This is a genomic window from Ancylobacter mangrovi (genome assembly GCF_024752335.1).
In the GTDB taxonomy this organism is placed as follows: Bacteria; Pseudomonadota; Alphaproteobacteria; order Rhizobiales; family Xanthobacteraceae; genus Ancylobacter; species Ancylobacter mangrovi.
Genome location: NZ_JANTHY010000002.1, coordinates 531,664 through 549,987, shown reverse-complemented (window position 1 = coordinate 549,987; position 18,324 = coordinate 531,664). Strand labels below are relative to the sequence as shown.

Annotated in this window: 17 protein-coding genes and 1 pseudogene; 4 read left to right on the top strand and 14 right to left on the bottom strand. The window is 72.1% G+C overall.

Annotated features, from left to right (window positions below; genetic code table 11):
* Positions 1–83: 83 nt before the first annotated feature.
* From lhpI to NVS83_RS08335, 8 genes and pseudogenes are all read right to left on the bottom strand, one after another.
* Positions 84–1,055 (bottom strand): bifunctional Delta(1)-pyrroline-2-carboxylate/Delta(1)-piperideine-2-carboxylate reductase, encoded by a 972-nt coding sequence (gene lhpI, locus NVS83_RS08370; RefSeq protein WP_258738903.1) that lies wholly within the window; start codon positions 1,053–1,055, stop codon positions 84–86.
* Positions 1,056–1,124: 69 nt separating this feature from the next.
* Positions 1,125–1,532 carry a lipopolysaccharide assembly protein LapA domain-containing protein gene (locus NVS83_RS08365; protein ID WP_258738902.1) on the bottom strand — a complete coding sequence of 136 codons (408 nt, stop codon included), beginning with the start codon at positions 1,530–1,532 and terminating at the stop codon, positions 1,125–1,127.
* Positions 1,533–1,596: 64 nt separating this feature from the next.
* Entirely contained in the window at positions 1,597–1,890 is a 294-nt protein-coding gene (ihfB, locus tag NVS83_RS08360; protein WP_258732060.1) for an integration host factor subunit beta, read from the bottom strand.
* An 81-nt stretch (positions 1,891–1,971) separates the two neighbouring features.
* Positions 1,972–2,946 carry a signal peptide peptidase SppA gene (gene sppA, locus NVS83_RS08355; RefSeq protein ID WP_258738901.1) on the bottom strand — a complete coding sequence of 325 codons (975 nt, stop codon included), beginning with the start codon at positions 2,944–2,946 and terminating at the stop codon, positions 1,972–1,974.
* Positions 2,947–3,084: 138 nt separating this feature from the next.
* Positions 3,085–3,744 (bottom strand): annotated as a pseudogene (locus NVS83_RS08350) (DapH/DapD/GlmU-related protein).
* A gap of 17 nt (positions 3,745–3,761) precedes the next feature.
* Complete coding sequence (locus NVS83_RS08345; RefSeq protein ID WP_258738899.1) at positions 3,762–4,454, bottom strand: DUF1045 domain-containing protein; 693 nt, start codon at positions 4,452–4,454, stop codon at positions 3,762–3,764.
* A gap of 38 nt (positions 4,455–4,492) precedes the next feature.
* Complete coding sequence (locus NVS83_RS08340; RefSeq protein ID WP_258738898.1) at positions 4,493–5,686, bottom strand: alpha-D-ribose 1-methylphosphonate 5-triphosphate diphosphatase; 1,194 nt, start codon at positions 5,684–5,686, stop codon at positions 4,493–4,495.
* Between the two features lie 44 nt (positions 5,687–5,730).
* A complete protein-coding gene (locus NVS83_RS08335; RefSeq protein ID WP_258738897.1) occupies positions 5,731–7,341 on the bottom strand; it encodes a gamma-glutamyltransferase family protein in 1,611 nt (536 codons plus the stop codon).
* Between the two features lie 92 nt (positions 7,342–7,433).
* On the opposite strand from NVS83_RS08335, the gene NVS83_RS08330 reads away from it, so the two are divergent.
* From NVS83_RS08330 to NVS83_RS08320, 3 genes are all read left to right on the top strand, one after another.
* Positions 7,434–7,673 carry a hypothetical protein gene (locus NVS83_RS08330; protein WP_163074999.1) on the top strand — a complete coding sequence of 80 codons (240 nt, stop codon included), beginning with the start codon at positions 7,434–7,436 and terminating at the stop codon, positions 7,671–7,673.
* A gap of 661 nt (positions 7,674–8,334) precedes the next feature.
* Positions 8,335–9,465: a type III PLP-dependent enzyme gene (locus NVS83_RS08325; protein ID WP_258738896.1), complete on the top strand. Its 1,131-nt coding sequence runs from the start codon at positions 8,335–8,337 to the stop codon at positions 9,463–9,465.
* A gap of 182 nt (positions 9,466–9,647) precedes the next feature.
* The gene (locus NVS83_RS08320) at positions 9,648–10,253 is read left to right on the top strand and encodes a GNAT family N-acetyltransferase (protein ID WP_374115035.1); all 606 of its coding nucleotides are present in this window, start codon (positions 9,648–9,650) and stop codon (positions 10,251–10,253) included.
* Positions 10,254–10,391: 138 nt separating this feature from the next.
* Here the strand turns inward: NVS83_RS08320 and NVS83_RS08315 are convergent, their stop codons facing one another.
* The 5 genes from NVS83_RS08315 to NVS83_RS08295 form a co-directional block, all read right to left on the bottom strand.
* Positions 10,392–11,387 carry an asparaginase gene (locus NVS83_RS08315; protein WP_258738895.1) on the bottom strand — a complete coding sequence of 332 codons (996 nt, stop codon included), beginning with the start codon at positions 11,385–11,387 and terminating at the stop codon, positions 10,392–10,394.
* Positions 11,388–11,451: 64 nt separating this feature from the next.
* Positions 11,452–12,771: a glycolate oxidase subunit GlcF gene (gene glcF, locus NVS83_RS08310; RefSeq protein ID WP_258738894.1), complete on the bottom strand. Its 1,320-nt coding sequence runs from the start codon at positions 12,769–12,771 to the stop codon at positions 11,452–11,454.
* 3 nt (positions 12,772–12,774) lie between these two features.
* On the bottom strand, positions 12,775–14,022 hold the full coding sequence (locus NVS83_RS08305; protein WP_258738893.1) for an FAD-binding protein: 1,248 nt from the start codon (positions 14,020–14,022) through the stop codon (positions 12,775–12,777).
* A 7-nt stretch (positions 14,023–14,029) separates the two neighbouring features.
* On the bottom strand, positions 14,030–15,445 hold the full coding sequence (locus NVS83_RS08300) for an 8-oxoguanine deaminase (RefSeq protein ID WP_258738892.1): 1,416 nt from the start codon (positions 15,443–15,445) through the stop codon (positions 14,030–14,032).
* Between the two features lie 9 nt (positions 15,446–15,454).
* Positions 15,455–16,951 (bottom strand): FAD-linked oxidase C-terminal domain-containing protein, encoded by a 1,497-nt coding sequence (locus NVS83_RS08295; protein WP_258738891.1) that lies wholly within the window; start codon positions 16,949–16,951, stop codon positions 15,455–15,457.
* A gap of 266 nt (positions 16,952–17,217) precedes the next feature.
* On the opposite strand from NVS83_RS08295, the gene NVS83_RS08290 reads away from it, so the two are divergent.
* Positions 17,218–17,625, top strand: coding sequence for a hypothetical protein (locus NVS83_RS08290; RefSeq protein ID WP_258738890.1), 408 nt, complete (start codon positions 17,218–17,220; stop codon positions 17,623–17,625).
* Positions 17,626–17,722: 97 nt separating this feature from the next.
* On the opposite strand, the gene NVS83_RS08285 is transcribed toward NVS83_RS08290, so the two are convergent.
* Entirely contained in the window at positions 17,723–18,289 is a 567-nt protein-coding gene (locus NVS83_RS08285; protein WP_258738889.1) for an alpha/beta hydrolase family protein, read from the bottom strand.
* Positions 18,290–18,324 lie beyond the last annotated feature (35 nt).

Sequence of the window (18,324 nt, the reverse complement as noted above, 5' to 3'; positions counted from 1 at the left end):
GGCGAGCGGACCGGGTCGCCGGTCTCGGCTCTTCACGATTGCCGAAACTGCCTCTCCCTGAGGGCGAGCGGCACCGCCGGCGGTCAGGTCGTCTTCAGCGCCTTCCACACCAGCTCGGCGGCGGCGAGGTCCTCGATCGCGGTGCCGACCGACTTGAACAGGGTGATCTCGCTCGCCGAGCCGCGCCCCGGCGCGGTGCCGGCGGCGAGCTCGAACAGGTCGCCCTCGACCCCGCCCGGGCCTTCGCGGCGCAGCAGGCCGCTCGCCAGCGGGATCACGATGTCGCCCGCCTCCTTCATCGCCCCGGCGCGGGTGTCGACATAGACCCGCGCGCGGCGGACCGCCTCGTCGTCGGCCTCGCGCATGGTCGGGGTGAAGCCGCCGACGAGGTCGACATGCTGGCCGGGCACGAGGAAGCGCCCCTCGACCAGCGGCTGCGGCGAGAGCGTCGCCGAGGCGACGATGTCCGCCCCGCCGATCGCCGCGCCGCGCTCGCTCACCGCCTCGGCCTCGAAGCCGTCGGCGCGCAGCGCAGCCGCCATCGCCTCGGCCTTCTGATGGGTGCGGTTCCACACCGCGATCGAGCGGATCGGCCGCACGCTGGCATGGGCGCGGGCGAGATAAGGCGCCAGCGCCCCGGCGCCGATCACCGCGAGCCGGTTCGCATCCGGGCGCGCGAGGTAGCGCGCGGCGAGCGCCGAGGCTGCCGCGGTGCGCCACAGGGTGAGCGCGCGCCCGTCCATCACCGCCAGAGGAAAGCCGGTCGCCGCCGAGTTGAGGATGAACAGGCCGGTGACGCTGTCGAGCCCGCGCGCGCCATTGGCCGGAAACACGGTGACCAGCTTGGTGCCGAGCACGTCGTCCTCGGTCCCCTCGGCGGTCCAGGCCGGCATCAGCAGCAGCGTCGCCTCGCCCTCGGGCCGCTCGATCGCGTGGTGGTGGCGCACCGGCACCTCGATCCGCCGGCGGAAGGCGGCGTCGAGCGCGTCGATCAGGGCGGGGAAGGTGAGCAGCCCGGCGATCTCGCCGGCGGTCACGAAGCGCAGCTCGCTCATCGCGGCCGCCATATGGGGAGCAACGTGCGGCGCCGCGCGGGGCGTGTCATCGCCGGTCTCGCGGCCCGCTCAGGCCGCGCTGCGGCGGTCGGCGAGGGCCGGGGTCTGCGGGCTGGAGGCGAGCGACAGGCTGGCCGGCTTGGCCGCGGAAGAGGTTCCGGCCGGCGCGGTGCGCGCGGCGAGGGCGCCGCGCAGCGCGTCGGCCTCGACATTGGCGCGCTGCGCCTCGCGCCGGTTGCGGCGGGCGTCGCGGCGGTAGCGGCCCTGGGTCAGCCATACGCTGACGCCGCCCAGCACGACGCCGAGGATCAGCGCCGCGAATACCACCAGGAACAGCGGCAGCTCGACGTTCATGCCGGACGCGCCGGCGAACGGGTCGAGCATCAGCGGCACCGCGTGGCGGTTGGCGACGGCGAGCAGGATCACCGCCACGGAGACGGGAACCAGGATGAGGGTCAGGACGATCCGGCGCAGCACGCGGGGCTCCTCGGCAGTTCGGTTCGTTTCGATGGCGGCCCGGCGTGCGCGCCGCCCGCTTGCATCATTCGAGGTCGACGCCGTCGTTCAGGCGTTCGCGCATTTCCTTGCCCGTCTTGAAATAGGGCACCGCCTTGCCGTCGACAGCCACATGCGCGCCGGTGCGCGGGTTGCGGCCGGTGCGGGCCGGGCGCGCCTTCACCGAGAAGGCGCCGAAGCCGCGCAGCTCGACCCGGTCGCCACGCGCCAGCGCCGAGACGATCTCGTCGAGTATCGCATTGACGATGTTTTCGACATCGCGCTGGTATAGATGCGGATTGGCTTCCGCAATACGCTGAACAAGCTCGGACTTGATCATCGACGCCCCGCCCCTTTTTTTGTCCGGCTTGTCGGAAAACCAGAAAAGATCATATTTTGGAAGCTCTTGGCCCGTCTAGCCTCAGCGAGGGTGCCAGAGGGCCAACAGACCGTCAAGGCGCGCCTGTGCCGCGACCCCGCCCGTCGGGTCAATAATCGCATGAGCGAAGTCTCCCAGCCCGATCAGGGACATGAGGTGGATCGCGATACCCGACAGCCAGCCGAACTCGTCGCCGGCGCGCTCGGTGTGCCAGTCGCGCACCGGCAGGCTCTTCGGCACGCCGCGCTCGCGCTCCAGCCAGTCGCGCGCGGTATCCTCGTCCCCGATCTCGTCGATCAGCCGCAGCGGCAGCGCCTGGTGGCCGGTGAACACCCGCCCGTCCGACGCCTCGGCCAGCTTGTCGCCGGTGATCAGCCGGCGCTGCGAGACCAGATCCTTGAACCAGCCATAGCTGTCCTCCACCAGCGAGCGGATCGCCGCGCGCGCCTCCTCGGTGGGCGGATCGAACATGTTCGGCGCCGCCTTGAGCGGGCTCGACTTGATCTCCTCATAGGAGACGCCGACCGTCTTCATCAGCTCGGAGAAGTTGGGAAACTGGAAGATGACGCCGATCGAGCCCACCAGCGCGTTGCGCGGGGCGACGATGTGGTCGGCACCCATCGCCGCGATATAGGCGCCCGAGGCCGCCATGCCTTCGACCACCGCGACGACGGGCTTCTTCTTCGCCAGCGCGCGCAACTCGTCATAGAGCGCGGCCGAGCCGACCACCGTGCCGCCGGGGCTGTCGATGGAAAGGATCACCGCCCGCGCGCCCGAACGGCCGATGGCCTCCAGCAGCTTGGTGCGCTCGCGCTCGTTGCGGATCAGCCCGCCGATCTTCACCCGCGCCACATGCGGCGCGTTGCGCGGCAGGAAGGCGCCGTTGCTGAGCCAGAAGAACGCGCCGAATCCGGCGGTGAGCAGGATCAGCAGGGCGAGCACGCGCCAGAAGACCAGCTTGCGCCGCAGCCTCCGCCGCGCCAGCAGCTCGTCCACCTCGATCGCAGTTCCCGCCATGCGGCTCTCCTCGGTCTCGCGCCCAAGCCGTAGCGGCGGGCTCGGGCCGGCGCAAGGGTCGAGACGCCGCCGGCGCCGTGCCGACACGCGGGCGTGACCGCGCCGCGAACCGCCCGCGCCGGTGGGACGCCGCGCGCTTCAGCCGCCGTGCCGCGCGAGGAAGGCCTCGATCTCCAGCGTGCGGAAATCCTCCAGCGCGGCGTGCAGGCGCGCGTGTTCCCAGTCCCATCAAGCGAGCGCCTGCAGGCGCGCGGCGATCTCCGGCGCGAAGCGCTGGCGCACCACCCGCGCCGGCACGCCCGCCACCACGGCATAGGGCGCGACGTCCTTCGTCACCACGGCGCCCGCCGCGATCACCGCGCCGTCGCCGACGCTGCGGCCGGGCAGCACGATGGCGCCGTGGCCGATCCACACGTCGTGGCCGATCGTCACCGGCTGCGCGCGCCGCCGCTCGAAGAAGCCGGGCTCGTCCTGCGCGTCCTCGAAATAGTCGCCGGCGCGATAGGTGAAATGGGCCTGGCTCGCCCGCTCCATCGGGTGGTTGCCGGGGTTGATCCGGGTCATCGCCGCGATCGAGGCGAACTTGCCGATGCGCGCATGGGCGATGTCGCAATCATTGACCACGTAGGAATAATCGCCGAGTTCGACCTCGAGCAGCCGCGTGCGCGGGCCGATCTCGGTGTAGCGCCCGAGCGTGCATCGGCGCAGCTCAGCGCTCGGGTCGACCAGCGGCTCGACGCCGAGCCGGGTCTTCCGGGGCTTCGTTGTTCGCGGCTCCGTCGTCTCAGGCCCCGTCATGCCTCGTCCTCCGCCGGTCAGCTCCCGAACGGGTAGCGCCCGATCAGCCGGAACGGGCCGTTCTCCTGCTTGTAGAGCGCGACCTCGCTGACGATCAGCGGCCCGTCGGCGCCGCTGCCGGCGAGATGGGCGGCGAGCTCGGCCTCGGCGAGGCCCCGCTCCTCCTCGTCCAGTCCGCCGGTCAGCGTCATGTGGAAGCGGAAATCGTCCAGCACATAGGGGTAGCCCCAGCGCGCGAGCTGGTCCTGCTGGCGCGGGGTGAGCGGCGCGCGCAGGCGCTTCTCGCGCTCGGCCTCGCTCATCGGCGCGCGGAAATCGTCGAAGGCGGTCACCGCGCCGGCGGCGAGCCGGTCGAGCGCGGCGCAGGGCGTCACTGTCCTGAGCGCCAGGAACCGGCCGAGCACGGCGAGCTGGATGCCGGTGCAGGCGAAGGGCGCGCGCGCGGCGGCGAAGCGGGTACAGGCGGCCTCCAGTTCGGACTCGCTGCGGCCGTCGGCGAGGCGGAACGGCGCCTTCAGCGTGCCGTGGAAGCCGTAGCGGCGCGGCTCGCTGGTGATCTCGCGCCAGCGCTCGGCGTCGAAGCGGCGCAGCGCCGGAAGGGCGCACTCCTCGCCGGTCTCGGCGTCGTAGCCGAGCACGCTGGAGCCGAAGCGCCAGAGCGGACTCTGCGCCGGCGGGGCGTAATAGACGGCATAGCGGGGCTGGTTCATGGAATCAGGACACGCACGGGTTGGAGGCACGCACGGTATCAGAACACGCGCCGGCCGCCGCGCGTGACCTCGCGCACCAGCGGGGTGTCGTCGACGAGGCGGAAGGCGACGAGGTCGGCCCGCAGCCCCTTCTCCAGCCGCCCGCGGTCGTCGAGCCCGGCGAGGCGCGCCGGCACCGCGCTCACCAGCGCCAGCGCGGCGGGAAGATCGAGTGCGGCGGGCGCGTCGGGTTCAGTAGCCGCATCCGGTTCCGCCTGCCCGTCCGCGCCGGCCGGCCGGGTCAGCGCCAGCGCCGCCTGCAGCAGGCTTGCGGGCACGTAGTCCGAGGCGAGGGCGTCGAGCAGTCCTTCGCCCGCCAGCTCGCGCATCGACGCCCCGCCCGAATGAGAGCCGCCGCGCACCACGTTGGGCGCGCCGCCGATGGTGGCGAGGCCCGCGCCGCGCGCCGCACGCGCGGCGTCGATGGTGGTCGGGAATTCGGAGATGGTGCAGCCCGCCGCCACCGCCTCCTCGACATGGGAGGGCGTGGTGTCGTCGTGGCTCGCCAGCACGATGCCCGAGCCGGCGAAGGCGGCGACCATGCGCGCATGGTTGCCCGCCACCGCGTCGCGCGCGCGCTCGATGCGCCAGGCCACCTCGCGGTCGATGTCGTCGCCGCCCTTGCCGATGCCGGTGAGGTAGACCTTGAGATGCTCGACATTGCGCCATTGCCGCGTGCCGGGCGTGTGGTCCATCAGCGAGGCGAGGTGCACCGCCGCCCGGTCATGGGCGATCTCGACCAGCTCCGGCAGGTTCGGGTCGGTCAATTCGCAGCGCAGGTGCAGGCGGTGGTCGACCCGGAACATGCCGCGCGCCCCGCCCTGGTGCACCGTCTCCAGCATCACCTCGTAGAGCGCGCGCCGGTCGGCCTTGGCCTGGTCGAAGGCGCCGGCGCAGATCGCGTCGTAGACCGTGGTGATGCCCGAGGCCGCCATCTGCGCGTCATGGGCGAGGGCGGCGGCGCGCGCATCCGGCCAGATCACCTTCGGGCGCGGCACGAAATGGCCTTCCAGCGCGTCGGTGTGCAGGTCGATCAGGCCGGGGGCGATGAAGGCGCCCTCGCAGTCGACCGCCGCCGGAAGCTGCGAGCGGCCCTCGTCGAGCGCGCGGATCACGCCGTCCTCGTGCACCAGCGTGCCCTCGACGACGCGGTCGGTCACGACGAGGCGGGCATTGGTCAGAATCGTTTCCATCGCCGCGCCTGTCGCATGTTGATGTGACCGTTCCGTGAAGCGGCTCAGACCCCGGCCGCCCCGCCATCGGCGCGCGGGTCGTGGGTGCCCTCCACCCCCGCCCCCTCGGGATGCAGCACCACCGCACCGGCGTGGCCCATCATGTCCGAATAGGCGTCGGGCAGCACCTCGACGTCGTGGCCGGCGCGCTCCAGCGCCTCGGCCACCGCGCTGTCGATCGCCCCTTCCACCCGCAGGTTGACGAGGTCGGAGCCCCAGGTGCGGCCCAGCACCCAGCGCGGGCGCGCCACCGCCTCGCCCAGCGGCACGCCGAACATGGCGTAGCGGCTCACCACCGCCGCATTGGTCTGCGGCTGGCCCTCGCCGCCCATCGTGCCATAGGCGACGACGCGCCCGTCGGCGAGCTGCGCCATGCCGGGATTGAGGGTGTGGAACGGGCGCCGGCCCGGCATCAGCGGGTTGCGCGCGCGCGGGTCGAGCGAGAAGGAGGTGCCGCGGTTCTGCATCAGCACCCCGGTCGCCGGCAGCACCAGCCCGGCGCCGAACTCCCAGTAGATCGACTGGATGTAGGAGACGGTGATGCCGCTCTGGTCGGTGGCGCCGAGCCAGACCGTGTCGCCGCGCCGGGCGGGATGCGGCCAGGGCGCGGCCTGGCGCGGCTCGATCGCCGCCGCCTCGCGCGCCAGCGCCGCCGGAGTGAGGAAGGCGGCCGGGTCGCGGGTGAGGTGGTCGAAATCGGTCACCACCCGGTCGCGGATCAGGAAGGCGCGCTTGGTGGCCTCGATCAGCCCGTGCAGATGCGCGAAGCCCTCCGGCGCGGCGACGCCGAGGCGCTCGAACACGCCGAGGATGATCAGCGTCGCCAGCCCCTGGGTCGGCGGGGGCGAGGCCCACAGCTCCATATTGGCGAGCTTCAGCTTCAGCGGCTCGCGCCGCAGCGCGCGATAGGCGGTGAGGTCCTCGCGCGTCACCGGGCTGCCGGCGCGCTCGAGGTCGGCGGCGATCTCGCGCCCGACATCGCCGCGGTAATAATCGTCGAACCCGGCGCGGCCGAGATGTTCCAGCGTGTCGGCGAGCCGCTCGAAGCGAAGCCGCGCGCCGGGCTCGGGCACCTTGCCCTCGGCGTCGAGGAAGGTTTCGGCGAAGCCCGGCACCGGGGCGAGCTCGGCGCGCTTTTCCTGCGTCAGCCGGTGCTGCGAGGCCGAGACCGGCACGCCGGCGCGGGCGTGGCCGATCGCCGCTTCCAGCAGCCGGCGCATCGGCATCCGCCCGCCGAGCGCGGCGGCGGTCTCCAGCGCGAGCTGCCAGCCGCCGATCTGGCCCGGCACGGTCAGCGCGGCGAGCGGCCCGCGCGGGGGAATGACGTCGTGGCCGCGGTCGCGGTAGAAGGCCTGCGTCGCCTTCGCCCCGGCATAGCCGGTGGCCTCGATGTAGCCGACCCGGCCCTTCGGGTCGCGGATCAGCCAGAAGCCGTCGCCGCCGATCTGGGTCATGTGCGGGTAGACCACGGCGATCGCGGCGGCGGCGGCGAGCGTCGCCTCGAGAGCATTGCCGCCCTCCTCCAGCACCGCGCGCCCGGCCTCGACCGCCAGATGATGCGGGGCGGCGACGATGCCGCGTCCGGCGCGAACGCTTTCGTGAAGGTGATCTGCCATGGACCGTCCCTGCCTGCCTGCGAACCGTGCGGCTTGACCCGCGCGGCGCGACATAGCAGGTTGCGCCGCGCCGAATAAGACGGATTGAGACGATGAGCACGGGCCGACGCATCCGCTGGGACCATCTGAGCACGGTGGTGAGTGCCGCCATCCTGCTCGGCGCCGAACTGATCGGCGCGGGCCTCGCCGCCGGCTGGGCGGTCGCGGCGCTGTTCGAGGCGAGCTGGGAGTGGGAGGTCGGCTTCGAGGCCGTGTTCGGCCTGCTGGCGCTCTACGGCATCTACCGCTTCGTCATGAAGGCGAAGAGCATCGAGCCCTTCGTCGAGGGCTGATTCCGGCCGCGCGGGCGGCCTCTCCAAGACCTCCTGATTTCCACCCGGTTGCCGGCTATGACGGTGCCGGGAAACCAGCAGGCATGCGCTTTGCCGGCTCATTGTGCCGTGCGCGCCGCCGCCGGCCCGGAAATCGGGCGTGTAAGATAAAAAATCCCACGATCCGCTTGCATGTGACGGCGAATGTCCCTACATCGCGTCTCGCCCAATTTCGCACGTGCCTGTGGTCGCGTGCCGATCGGCGGAAGTCCGGACAAGAGGCCGGAAAGTCGCCAGGAAGATCGGTAGCCGGAGGCGAAACCGGCGCACTCCGCTCTCAGCGGGGAACGTGGCTTGAAGCAACGACGTAGCGGGCTTTTTTGGTCTCGGTCGGCCCTCCAAAGGTCGGCGACACTAAAGAGGCACTACTTCTTGCCGGGCGTGCGGTCGGGTCCTCCCGTACCAAGCGAAGGCACCGATCGGCCGAGAGCGTTCTCCACAGGCGCTCGCGAACCTGTCCGTGCCACGGCTCCTGCAGACGGCCTTGCGGCAAAATGCCGTGCGGCCGGCGAACGGATGCGGATTTTCGCCATCGGCGCGGCGCATTAGCGCCGCGGGCGAGTGTTCGCATCGCGTGTTCGCATCACCTGGGTCCGAAGCTTCTGGTCGATGGGAGAGCGCCATGACCGACCGTATTCGCGAGTTTCTGCGCAACCGACGTGAGGACGGCCCGTGCGTCGTCGTCGATCTCGACGTGGTGCGCGCCAATTACAACGCCTTCGCCCGGGCGCTGCCGGACACGCGCGTCTTCTACGCGGTGAAGGCGAACCCGGCGCCGGAGGTGCTCACCCTGCTCGCCGAGCTCGGCTCCTCCTTCGACTGCGCCTCGGTGCCCGAGATCCAGATGGTGCTCGCGGCCGGCGCCACGGCGGACCGCATCTCCTTCGGCAACACCATCAAGAAGGAGCGCGACATCGCGCGCGCCTTCCAGCTCGGCGTGCGCCTGTTCGCGGTCGACTGCGAGGAAGAGGTCGAGAAGGTGGCCCGCGCCGCCGCCGGCGCGAAGGTGTTCTGCCGCATCCTGTGCGACGGCGCCGGCGCCGAATGGCCGCTGTCGCGCAAGTTCGGCTGCGTGCCGGAGATGGCGGTCGACGTGCTCGAGCATGCCCACCGTCAGGGCCTCGTCGCCTATGGCGTCTCCTTCCACGTCGGCTCGCAGCAGAAGAACGTCGAGGCGTGGGACTCCGCGCTCGCCTCCGCCTCCGCGATCTTCCGCGCCTGCGCCGATCGGGGCATCCACCTGTCGCTGGTCAATCTCGGCGGCGGCTTCCCGGCCAGGTACCTGCAGGACGTGCCGGCGGCCGAGGCCTATGGCGAAGCCATCTTCCGCGCGCTCTCGCGGCATTTCGGCAACGCCATCCCGCAGACCATCATCGAGCCGGGCCGCGGCATGGTCGGCGCGGCCGGCATGATCGAGGCCGAGGTGGTGCTGATCTCGAAGAAGTCGGCCGAGGACGAGGTGCGCTGGGTCTATCTCGACATCGGCAAGTTCGGCGGTCTCGCCGAGACGATGGAAGAGGCGATCCGCTACCCGATCCGCACCTCCCATGACGGCGATGCCGTGGAGCCCTGCGTGCTCGCCGGCCCGACCTGCGATTCGGCCGACGTGCTGTACGAGAAGACCCCGGTGATGCTGCCGGTGTCGCTCGCGATCGGCGACAAGGTGCTGATCGAGGCCACCGGCGCCTACACCACCACCTATTCGGCGGTGGCCTTCAACGGCTTCGACCCGCTGCGATCCTACGTGATCTGAGCCGGCCGCACGCCGGCTCCTTCCTCCCCCGCGGCCGGGCGACCGGCGGCGGGGAACGGGAGGCCGCCGGCCGCCGCACCCTGCCTTCACAATTCCCTTCCACCTCTTTTTCCCGGCCGATCCGGGTTTTGGAGGCCACCTTGGAACACGTCGCCGATCTCCTCCCCGCCGCCCCGGTCGCCGTGCCGGACTTCGCCGGCCCCGCGCCCGCCATCTCGCTGGAGCGCCCGCAGGACGTCGCCCAGCGCGAGGCGCTGCTCGACCTCGCCTTCGGCCGCGCCGCGCGCCTCGCCAAGACCTCCGAGCGCCTGCGCGAGGGGCGTCTGCCGGCGGAAGGGCTCGCCTTCGCCGCCCATGGCGCGGATGGCCGCGTGGTCGGCACGCTGCGCCTGTGGCACGTCGCCGCCGGCCCGGAGCGTCCCGCGCTGCTGCTCGGCCCGCTCGCCGTGCACCCGTGGTTCCGCGCCCGGGGGCTGGGCGCCGCGCTGATGAACACGGCGATCTGCGAGGCCGCCCGGTGCGGCCATGGCGCGATCCTGCTGGTGGGCGACGCGCCCTATTATGCGCGCTTCGGCTTCTCGACCGCGCCGACCGGCGGGCTGTGGCTGCCCGGCGCCTTCGACCGTTCGCGCTTCCTCGCGCTCGAGCTCGCCCCGGGCGCGCTTGATGGCGCGCGCGGCCTGGTCAGCCCGACCGGCGCCTTCGCCGAGACGCCGAACCTCGCCGATCTGATCGCCCGCCAGGGCGACGCATCGGCCGCGATCGGGGAACTCCGGCGCTCCGCCTGAGTTGCGTACGGACCATCCGGCACGGCGGCAACGCGATCGGCCGGATGCGCCGGCCGGAGGTGCGGCCCGGGTCGAGGCGGCGACGTGTCCAGAGCACGCCCGCTTCCCCAGCCCCTCCGGCCGGCGCCTCTATCTCGTTCACCCGTAGGCGGCGAACGCGGCGCGGATCGCCGCCGCGTCCCATCCCGAGGCCAGCGCCAGCGTCAGCAGCAGCCGCGCCTTCGGGCCGGTGAGGAAGCCGGCGGGAACGAGCCCGCGCGCGATCAGGTCGATCTCTGACCCGGCATAGCCATAGGTGCGCTCGAACACCGGCCCGGCCAGCGTCCGGCTCGCCAGCACCACCGGCAGCGCGGCGGCGATGGCGCCAACGTCCTCCGCCAGGTCGGCCGGCACATGGCCCGCGCCCATCCCCTCGAGGACGAGCCCGGCATAGCCGAGCTCCGGCACGGCGCGCAGCAGCCGCCCATCATCGCCCATCGCCATCTTGAGCAGCGCCACCGGCGGCAGCGCTGCGGCCGGCGCAAAGGCCGGCAGGTCGATCCGGCCGACGCGGGTGAGAAGGCGCGCCCGGCCCTCCGCCACCACGCCCAGCGGCCCGCCATTGTCGGAGACGAAGGCGCTGGCGAGCGCCGAATGCGCCTTGCGCACCAGCCGCGCGGCGTGGATCTCGTCGTTCAGCACCGCCAGCGCGCCGAGCCCGCGCGCCTCCGTGCTCGTCGCGACGATGGCGGCGGCCAGCAGGTTCGCCGGCCCCTCGGCGCCGGGCGCCTGCGCGCCCCGCATGGCGCCAGTCACCACCACCGGCTGCTCCTCGCGCAGCAGCAGGTCGAGCGCGAAGGCGGTCTCCTCCAGCGTGTCGGTGCCCTGGATCACGATGGCGCCGTCGAAGCCCTGCGCGAAGCCGGCGCGGATCTCCTGCGCCACCCCCACCACATGGTCGAGCCCGAGCGAGGCGCTGGGCAGGCGCTGCGGCGAGCGCGCCTCGATCTGCGCCACCTCGCCGAGCCCCGGCACGGCGGCGACGAGGTCGGCCGCGCCGAGCGTGGGCGTGATCCCCGCCCCGGCGGCGGGGTCCGCCGCGGTCATGGTGATGGTGCCGCCGAGCGACAGGACGAGAAGGCGCGGGCGTGTCATCTAAACCTGCCGGGATCAGAGCGCAGAGGAACCGCGCGGGCGCGCGGGAATCGTGCGCCCTGTGTCAGGCCGCCGAGGGCATGGCGTCAAGCCCCGCCGGCGCCGGCCCTCCGGTCGCCCAGTCGATGAGTTCCACCGTGTGCACCACGGGGATCGCCGTGCCGCCGCCGATCTGCGTCATGCAGCCGATATTGCCGGCGGCGATGATCTGCGGCCTGGTGCGCTCGATATTGGCGACCTTGCGCTCCTTCAGCCGCCCGGCGATCTCCGGCTGCAGGATGTTGTAGGTGCCGGCCGAGCCGCAGCACAGATGCCCCTCCGCCGGCTCCAGCACGGTGAAGCCGACCTTCGCCAGCAGGTTCTTCGGCGCGGTGCGCACCTTCTGGCCGTGCTGCAGCGAGCAGGCCGAGTGATAGGCGACGCGGATGCCGGCATCGATCACCGGCACCGGCAGCTCGCGCTCGGCGAGGAACTCGCTGACGTCCTTGGCCAGCGCCGACACCTTGGCCGCCCGCTCGGCATAGGCCGGGTCGGTGCGCAGCATGTGGCCGTAATCCTTGATGGTGGTGCCGCAGCCCGAGGTGGTGATGATGATGGCGTCGAGCCCCTCGCCCTCGATCTCGCGGCTCCAGGCGTCGACATTGGCGCGGGCATTGGCGAGCGCCAGCTCCTCCTTCCCCATATGGTGGGTCAGCGAGCCGCAGCAGCCGCCGCCGACCGGGCGCACGATCTCCACTCCCATGCGGGTGAGCAGGCGGATCGCCGCCTCGTCGATCGCCGGGCGCAGCACCGGCTGGGCGCAGCCGTCGAGCAGGGCGACGCGCGCGCGGCGCGGACCGATGGCGGGAAAGCGCCGCTCGCCCTCGCTCGGCGAGCGGGTGGCGGGCCGCGCCGGGGCGAGCTTCAGCATCGCCTCGACCGGCTTCAGCCCCGGCAGCGCGCCGATCAGCCCGGCGAAGGGCCGCGCCAGCATCGCCCCCGCCAGCGACAGGCGGAACAGCCGCCGGCTCGGCAGCACGCGCGCCAGCAGCGCCCGCACCAGCCGGTCGGCGAGCGGGCGCTGATAGGTCTTCTCCACATGGTCGCGCCCATGGTCGATCAGGTGCATGTAGTGCACGCCCGAGGGGCAGGTCGTCATGCAGGAGAGGCAGGAGAGGCAGCGGTCGACATGCTTGGCGACCTCGGCGGTGGCCGGCCGGTCGTTCTCCAGCATGTCCTTGATCAGGTAGATGCGCCCGCGCGGGCTGTCGAGCTCGTCGCCCAGCAGCACATAGGTCGGGCAGGTCGCGGTGCAGAAGCCGCAATGCACGCAGGCGCGCAGCACCTGCTCGGAGCGTGCGGTCTGCGGATCGGCGAGCTGCGCCAGGGAGAAATTGGTCTGCATCGCTCACATCCCCGCATACATGCGGCCGGGGCTCAGCACCCGGCCCGGGTCGAAACCGTCCTTCATCCGCTTCACCAGCATGGCGGTGACCGGGTCGAGCGGCTGGAACACCTCCTCGGCCGCGCGGGTGGCGCGCGGCGCGCGCACCAGCGTGGCGTGGCCGCCGCCCGCCGCCGCCACCGCCCCGCGCACCAGCGCGGTGTGCGGCGTCCCGTCCGGCATCTCGATCCACACCAGCCCGCCGGCCCAGTCGTAAAAGCAGCGCGCGCCCGCCTGCGTCAGCGCCGCGCCGATGCCCGGCCCCGCCATCGGCGCCACCGAGACCCGCCACACCGCCGGCGCGCTCTCCGCGTCGCTCCCCTCGGGCAGCGCGAACGGCGCCACGTCGCGGACCGCCTGCCAGAAGGCGCGCGAATCGGCGGCTTCGAGATGGGCGAGGGTGCCGCTCGCGCGCAGCATCTCCTCCAGCTTGCCGCGCCGGTGCAGGATCGAGGGCAGCACGCCCTCCAGCCGCAGCGCGGTGACCGACTGCCCGCTGCCGGCGACGGCCGGGACCCGCGCGGCGACCTCGGCCGGCAGGTGGGCGGCGCCGGAGACGTCGTAATAGGAGCCGGTGGCCGCGCTCATGGCGCCGGCGGCGGCGCCCGCGTCGAGGCCGAGCACGAGCAGCGTCTCCACCGTCTCGGGCCGCGGCAGCACCTTGATGGTCAGCTCGGTGAAGGCGGCGAGCGTGCCGTGCGAGCCGGCGAGCCCGCGCGGCAAATCGTAGCCGGTGACGTTCTTCACCACCCGCCCGCCGGCCTTGAACGCCTCGCCGCGCCCGGAGACGGCGCGCAGCCCCAGCGCATGGTCGCGCGCCGCGCCCGCGCTCGGCCGGCGCGGCCCGGCGAGGTTGCAGGCCATCACCCCGCCGAGCGTGCCGAGCCCGGCCGGGCGGCCGAACAGCGGGCCGTAATCCATCGGCTCGAACGCCATCATCTGGCTGGAGGCGGCGATGGTGGCCTCGATCTCGGCGACCGGCGTGCCGGCCTTCGCGCTCAGCACCAGCTCCTCGGGCTCGTAGAGCGTGACCCCGGTCAGCCCTTTCAGCTCCAGCGTCAGGTCGGTCTGGATCGGGCGGCCGAGCCCGGCCTTGGAGAGCGAGCCGGCGACGTCGAGCGTGCGCGCCTGCGCCACCGCCCAGCGCACCGCCTCGACGATGTCGGCCTCGTCGCGCGGGCACAGGCGGTCGCCGGTACTGGCCTCGGTCATGTCTCGATCACTCCGCAAGCGCGGCGAGCCGCGCGGCATGTCTGTTGTGCTCGGCGACGACGGCCGGCAGGTCGATGGTGACGATCTCGCCATGCGCGACCACCGGGCGTCCGTGCACCACGGTGAAGGCGGCGCGGCCCGGCGTGCAGAACAGGACGGCGGCGACCGGGTCGGCAAGGCCGCCGGCGAAGGCGACGTCGTCGAGCCGGAGCGCGAAGAAGTCGGCGCATCGGCCGGGCTCCAGCGCGCCGATGTCGGAGCGCCCCAGCACCGCGGCGCCGCCGAGCGTGGCGAGCTCCAGCGCCTGGCGGGCGCTCATCCATTCATGGTCGCGCGAGGGGTCGGCGGTGGAGAGCGTGGTGTCCGGCCCCTCGGGCGGGCGCAGCGCGATCTGCAGCCGTGCCAGCAGCATCGCCTGGCGCGCCTCGCCCAGCAGGTTGTTGCCATCGTTCGAGGCCGAGCCGTCGACGCCGAGGCCGACCTTCACCCCGGCGCGGCGATACTTCATCACCGGCGCGATGCCGGAGGCGAGCCGCATGTTGGAGGACGGGCAGTGGCACACGCCCGCGCCGGTGGCGGCGAAGCAGCCGATCTCGTGATCGTTCACATGCACGGCATGGGCGAACCAGACGTCGTCGCCGAGCCAGCCGAGCTCGTCCATATAGGCGACCGGCCGCTTGCCGAAGCGCTCCAGCGTGAAGCGCTCCTCGTCGATCGTCTCGGCGAGATGGGTGTGGAGCCGCACCCCCTTCGCCCGCGCCAGCGCCGCACTCTCGCGCATCAGCCCCGGCGTCACCGAGAAGGGCGAGCAGGGGGCGAGCGCGATCTGCAGCATCGAGCCGGGCGACGCGTCGTGCCAGGCGCCGATCACGCGTTCGCTGTCCTTAAGGATGTCGTCCTCGTCCTCGACGCAGTCGTCCGGCGGCAGGCCGCCCTTGGACTGCCCGAGCGACATCGAGCCGCGCGAGACCATGAAGCGCAGGCCGATCTCGCGCGCCGCGCCGATCTGGTCGTCGACCCTGCAGCCGTTGCGGAACACATAGGCGTGGTCGAAGCAGGTGGTGCAGCCCGACAAGGCGAGTTCGGCGAGGCCGACCAGCGTCGCGGTGCGCGAGGCCTCGGGCGTGCGCGCCGCCCACAGCCGGTAATGCGCGGTGAGCCAGCGGAACAGGTTGATGTCCTGCGCCACCGGCAAGGCGCGGGTGAGCACCTGGTCGAGATGATGGTGGGCGTTGACGAGACCCGGCAGCACGACATGGCCGGAGAGGTCGATCACCTCGTCGGCGGTCGCGGGCAGGCTCCCGCCCGGGCCCACCTGCTCGATGATGCCGTCGCGCGCGAACAGCCCCCCGCCCGCGATCTCGCGGCGGGTGCCGTCCATGGTGACGAGCACGGTGGCGTTGCGGGCGAGCAGCGTGGTCACGGGCGGGGCTCAGAACCTCGGAATGTCCGGGAAGGGCAGCTTGCCGGCGCTGACATGCATGCGCCCGAGCTCGGCGCAGCGGTGCAGCACCGGGAACACCTTGCCGGGGTTGAGCAGCGCGTCGGGGTCGAACACGCATTTGAGCCGCTGCTGGTGGGCGAGGTCGGTCTCGTCGAACATGGAGGGCATCAGGTCGCGCTTCTCCACCCCGACCCCGTGCTCGCCGGTGAGCACGCCGCCGACCTCGACGCACAGCAGAAGGATATCGGCGCCGAACGCCTCGGCCTTCTCCAGTTCGCCCGGCTGGTTGGCGTCGTAGCAGATCAGCGGGTGCAGGTTGCCGTCGCCGGCGTGGAAGACGTTGCCGCATTTGAGCCCGTACTTCTCGGACATCTCCTCCATGCGGGTGAGCACCTGCGGCAGCGCCTTGCGCGGGATGGTGCCGTCCATGCACAGATAGTCCGGCGAGATGCGCCCCACCGCCGGGAAGGCGGCCTTGCGCCCGGCCCAGAAGGCGACCCGCTCCTCCTCGCTGGTGGAGGCGCGCAGCGTCAGGCAGCCGAGCGTGCCGGCGATCTCGGCCACCCGCTCGATCAGGTGGTTCACCTCCGCCTCCGGCCCGTCCAGCTCGACGATCAGCAGCGCCTCGACGTCGAGCGGGTAGCCGACATTCACGAACGCCTCGGCGGCGTGGATCATCATCCGGTCCATCATCTCCATGCCGCCGGGGATGATGCCGGCCGCGATGATGGCGGCGACGCAGGCCCCCGCCGCCTCGGAGGAGGGAAAGCCGACCAGCACCGCGCGCGCGGTCTCCGGCTTCTTCAGGATGCGCACCGTCACCTCGGTGACGACGCCGAGCAGCCCCTCCGAGCCGACCACCATGCCGAGCAGGTCGAGCCCGCCCGAATCGAGGTGCTTGCCGCCGATGCGCACGATCTCGCCGGTGATCAGCACCATCTCGACGCCGAGCACGTTGTTGGTCGTGAGCCCGTATTTCAGGCAGTGCACGCCGCCCGAATTCTCCCCGACATTGCCGCCGATGGTGCAGGCGATCTGCGAGGAGGGGTCGGGCGCGTAATAGAAGCCCTCATGGGCGACCGCGGTGGTGATGCCGAGATTGGTCACGCCCGGCTGGGCGACCACGGCGCGGTTGGCGAAGTCGATGTCGAGGATGCGGTTGAACTTGCCCATGCCGAGCAGGATTCCGTCCGCCAGCGGCAGCGCCCCGCCCGAGAGCGAGGTGCCCGCCCCGCGTGGCACGACGGGAATGCCGTTCGCGTTGCAATAAGCCAGCACCTTCGAGACCTGTTCGGTGGTCGAGGGCAGCACCACGGCGAGCGGGAGCTGGCGGTAGGCGGTGACGCCGTCGCTCTCGAACGGCCGCATCTCGGTCTCGCTGTCGATCACGCCCTCGCCGGGCACGATGGTGCGCAGCGCGGCGATGATCTCGGCGCGGCGGGCGATGAGATCGGCCTTGGGTTCCGGCATGACGAGCCCGGACATGGCGCTTCCTCCGGCGCGTTCACAGTGTGCTTTCGACCCATTCTAGGGAAAAGCGCCGCCGCCTTCCATGGTAAAAAAATCAGACCAACAGGAAGATTTCGGAGCCGAGCCGGCGCCTTAAGCCCGAAGGCCTGCCGCGAAGGCAGCTCGGGATGGGCTCTTGCGCCGGATCAAGGATGCGCGCCAGCTATGGTTTAAGCGTGCCCGGAGCCGGGCGGGGCTGCCGCCCGGCGCGCACGGGAACGAAGGACAGGAGGAGACGCCCCATGAACGACACGGTGCAACCGGACGCCGACGCGCTGCAGCGCATCCGGCTTCATCTCGCCCGCTCGAAGGAATTTCCCGGCGGCAGCGCGCGGCACGGCTACGAGTTCGTCGCCCCGCTCGACGCCGCCGGCCATATCGACCTCGAGGCGTGGAAGGACCTGCGCGAGCGCTGCACCGTGACCCGCTTCTGGGGCAATGACGAGCCCGAGCAGGGCCGGCTTGTGCGCCGCGCCGGCGGCGCCCATGGCGCGACCTGGGTGTTCGACTACGAGCAGGGGGAGAGCGAGGACGACGAGGCCGGCTACCGCTTCGGCGACCACGCCTTCGCGCCGGGCGAATATGTCTCGCTGCGCGACGAGGACGGGGTGATGCACACCTTCGTGGTGTTCTCGGTGCAGCCGGCCTGAACGGGGGGTGTCGTCAGGCGTCAGGCGGGATCGACGCTGCCGGCGCCATCGCCGGCAAGACGGGCGAGATCCGCGACGTCCGGCAGCCTGCGGGCGCTCAGTTCGGCGTGCGCTGCACCGCCGGCACCGCGACCGAGGGGACCGGCGGGGCCGAGGCGGTCTCGGCGGTCGGCATGGGCGTCGGCATGGGCGGGTTCTTCGGCAGCGGCCGGCGGCGCGCCACCTGGCGCGGGCTCTTCACGATCATGGCGATGACCTTGGCGTGCAGGTCGGCCGCCTTGTCGATGGTGAAGTGGCTCAGCGAGGGCGTGCCGGTGAGGTCGATATTGTCGACCCGCGGCCCGGAGACCGGCTTGCCCGAGCCTCCGCCCTGATAATAGTTCACCACCTTGCCGATCTTGGCCGAGGCGACGGTGGGGGTGACGGGGTCGAAGGTGACCACCAGCGGCACCGGCACGCCGGCCGCGCTCACCTTGTTGCCCATGTAGACCGCCGCGTCGGCGCCCAGCGAATGGCCGATGATGATCACCGGCGCGGGCCGGCGCCGCGAGCCGTTCTCCTTCGCCTCGGCGATCGCCTGGTCGGCGAGGGTCTTCCAGTCGACATAGGAGTGCACGCTGGCGTCGATGCCGCGCGCCTTCAGCTTCTCGGTCAGGTCATCCATGCCGAGGGAGAAGATGTTCGCGAGACCACGCAGCA

Bases quoted from the DNA above. Each gene is read 5' to 3' on its own strand.
- NVS83_RS08305 (WP_258738893.1), bottom strand. From the start codon at position 14,022: ATGACCGAGGCCAGTACCGGCGACCGCCTGTGCCCGCGCGACGAGGCC.
- NVS83_RS08345 (WP_258738899.1), bottom strand. From the start codon at position 4,454: ATGAACCAGCCCCGCTATGCCGTCTATTACGCCCCGCCGGCGCAGAGT.
- NVS83_RS08340 (WP_258738898.1), bottom strand. From the start codon at position 5,686: ATGGAAACGATTCTGACCAATGCCCGCCTCGTCGTGACCGACCGCGTC.
- lhpI (WP_258738903.1), bottom strand. From the start codon at position 1,055: ATGAGCGAGCTGCGCTTCGTGACCGCCGGCGAGATCGCCGGGCTGCTC.
- sppA (WP_258738901.1), bottom strand. From the start codon at position 2,946: ATGGCGGGAACTGCGATCGAGGTGGACGAGCTGCTGGCGCGGCGGAGG.
- NVS83_RS08290 (WP_258738890.1), top strand. From the start codon at position 17,218: ATGAACGACACGGTGCAACCGGACGCCGACGCGCTGCAGCGCATCCGG.
- NVS83_RS08325 (WP_258738896.1), top strand. From the start codon at position 8,335: ATGACCGACCGTATTCGCGAGTTTCTGCGCAACCGACGTGAGGACGGC.
- NVS83_RS08295 (WP_258738891.1), bottom strand. From the start codon at position 16,951: ATGTCCGGGCTCGTCATGCCGGAACCCAAGGCCGATCTCATCGCCCGC.
- NVS83_RS08335 (WP_258738897.1), bottom strand. From the start codon at position 7,341: ATGGCAGATCACCTTCACGAAAGCGTTCGCGCCGGACGCGGCATCGTC.
- ihfB (WP_258732060.1), bottom strand. From the start codon at position 1,890: ATGATCAAGTCCGAGCTTGTTCAGCGTATTGCGGAAGCCAATCCGCAT.
- NVS83_RS08315 (WP_258738895.1), bottom strand. From the start codon at position 11,387: ATGACACGCCCGCGCCTTCTCGTCCTGTCGCTCGGCGGCACCATCACC.
- NVS83_RS08330 (WP_163074999.1), top strand. From the start codon at position 7,434: ATGAGCACGGGCCGACGCATCCGCTGGGACCATCTGAGCACGGTGGTG.
- glcF (WP_258738894.1), bottom strand. From the start codon at position 12,771: ATGCAGACCAATTTCTCCCTGGCGCAGCTCGCCGATCCGCAGACCGCA.
- NVS83_RS08285 (WP_258738889.1), bottom strand. From the start codon at position 18,289: ATGGATGACCTGACCGAGAAGCTGAAGGCGCGCGGCATCGACGCCAGC.